Genomic DNA, 2,410 nt, shown 5'->3' on the forward strand with positions numbered 1-2,410 from the left:
AAGCCATGCCGGACCCCGTCCGCCGCCCTGCCGCGCCGCGCCGCCAGGCGCGCGAACATCTCCCGAAAATCCGGATCGAGAACCACTATTCTGTTTTTATTCCAGCATGTTGGAAGGATAGGCGAAACCGGCGCTGAAAGAACGGTTTTACAGAATATCCTCATAGGCATGGTAGATCGAGAGGAAGTCCGCGGCCTTCAGGCTTGCCCCGCCGATCAGGGCGCCGTTCACATGCGGCACGCTCATCAGCTCCTTGGCATTGCCGGGCTTCACCGACCCGCCATAGAGCAGGCGGAACCGCTCGCCCGCCTCGCCGAAGCGTTCGATGAGATCGCGCCGCATGGCCGCGTGCACGTCCGCCACCTGCTCTGGACCGGGCGTCTGGCCCGTGCCGATCGCCCAGACGGGCTCATAGGCGATGATCGTGTTGTCGCCCGTGGCATCGTCCGGCATGCTTTCGAAGAGCTGGCGGTGCAGCACGTCCATGGTGCGCCCGGCCGCGTGCTCCGACCGCGTCTCGCCAATGCAGACGATCGCCGTCAGTCCCTGATCATAGGCGGCCCGTGCCTTGGTCGAGACGACCTTGTTGTTTTCCCTGTGCTCCTTGCGCCGCTCGGAATGGCCGACAATGACGTGGGTGGCGAAACAGTCGCGGATCATCTCCGCCGAGATGTCGCCCGTATGCGCGCCGGTGCGCGCCTTCTGGTGGCAATCCTGCGCGCCGATCAGGAGCCTGGTGTCCACCGTCAGCGTGGTTGCCACATAGAGCAGCGTCGAAGGCGGGCAGATCAGCGCATCCACTTTCCGCGACAGGGGACCGCTGACGCCGTGGGCGATCGCCCTGATCTGGTCAAGCGATGCCCGGGTGCCGTTCATCTTCCAGTTCCCGGCGACCAGCGGTCGGATCTCGGATGTCATCTGTCTTTTTCTCCCAATCTGTCTTGCGTCAGCCAACGAGGCTCATCGCCCCTTCTTCCCCTATTCGAAGCCGGGGCGCAAATGCCGCGATGCCGGCTCTCCTCATGCGCCGGCCTGAACATCGCCGTCTTGTCCCAGAACAAACCGCTGGAACACGGCGGCAAAACGCCCGGCTGTGAACGCCGCCTAATCGGTTTGACGCCCGCTTAAATCGAATCGTCCCGCACGAACCGCCCCTTGGCCGCAGCCCTCTTGCCATGCCGCCGCGCCTTCATCCACAGCCAACCTGCGACAATTTGGCACAGCATCGCCTAACGGCCCATTCTTTGCCAGAATAGAGCACTGATTCGCCTATAAGGCGCATGCAAACCAACCTCAACATTCTGCCGGACCTTATGGATAACAGCAAAGACCTCTTCGCCGATCTTTCGGGCAACAGCAAGAAGCCAGCCGATGACGAGGCGGCGCCGCGCCCCGCCCTGAAGGCAGCCGGAAAGCCGGCCGCAGGCATCAAGGCGGCCGACGGAGACTACGGCGCGTCCTCGATCCGCGTACTGGAAGGGCTGGAGCCCGTGCGTATGCGGCCGGGCATGTATATCGGCGGAACCGACGACAAGGCGCTGCACCATCTCTTCGCCGAAGTCATCGACAACTCGATGGACGAGGCCGTTGCAGGTCATGCGGATTTCATCGAGGTGCATCTCGACGCCGAAGGCGTGCTGACGGTCACGGATAATGGCCGGGGCATACCGGTGGAAAACCATCCCCAGGCGCCGGGCAAGTCGACGCTCGAAGTGATCATGACCAAGCTTCATGCCGGCGGCAAGTTCGACGGCAAGGCCTACGAGACTTCCGGCGGCCTGCACGGCGTCGGCGTTTCCGTGGTCAACGCGCTGTCCGACATGCTGGAGGTGGAAGTCGCCCGCGAGCGCCGTCTCTACCGGCTCACCTTCTCGCGCGGCGTGGCGCAGGGGGAATTGCAGGACCTCGGGCCGATCCAGAACCGGCGCGGCACCCGCGTGCGTTTTCACCCGGATGCGGAAATCTTCGGACCGCGCGCAAAATTCGATCCGGCCCGCGTCATGCGCATGGCCCGCTCCAAGGCGTACCTCTTCGGCGGCGTGGAAATCCGCTGGTCCTGCGACCCGTCGCTGGTGGAAGGCAACGAGGACGTGCCGGACAAGGCCGTGTTCCATTTCCCCGGCGGGCTGAAGGATTATCTGGCGGCAACCATCGGCAAGGATTTTACCGTCACGCGTGAAATCTTCGCCGGCAAGACGGAAAAGACCGGCGGCCACGGCGCTGTCGAATGGGCCGTCTCCTGGTATGGCGGCGACCCGGACGTCCACTCCTACTGCAACACCGTGCCGACGCCGGAGGGCGGCGCGCACGAGGCGGGCCTGCGCCAGGCGCTGATGCGCGGGCTCAAAAACTACGCCGAGATGATCGGCAACAAGCGCGGCGCGCAGATCACCACCGACGACGTGATGAT

Annotated in this window: 2 protein-coding genes; one reads left to right on the plus strand and one right to left on the minus strand. The window is 64.1% G+C overall.

Going from position 1 to position 2,410, the window contains the following annotated elements; translation table 11 throughout:
• Positions 1-147 precede the first annotated feature (147 nt).
• Positions 148-918, minus strand: coding sequence for a triose-phosphate isomerase (gene tpiA, locus AC5DC2_RS04310; protein ID WP_024707446.1), 771 nt, complete (start codon positions 916-918; stop codon positions 148-150).
• Positions 919-1,313: 395 nt separating this feature from the next.
• On the opposite strand from tpiA, the gene AC5DC2_RS04315 reads away from it, so the two are divergent.
• On the plus strand, positions 1,314-2,410 hold a 1,097-nt coding region (locus tag AC5DC2_RS04315), incomplete at its 3' end, for an ATP-binding protein (protein WP_491697594.1).

It is taken from the genome of Martelella sp. (assembly GCF_984369615.1).

Bases quoted from the DNA above. Each gene is read 5' to 3' on its own strand.
- tpiA (WP_024707446.1), bottom strand. From the start codon at position 918: ATGACATCCGAGATCCGACCGCTGGTCGCCGGGAACTGGAAGATGAAC.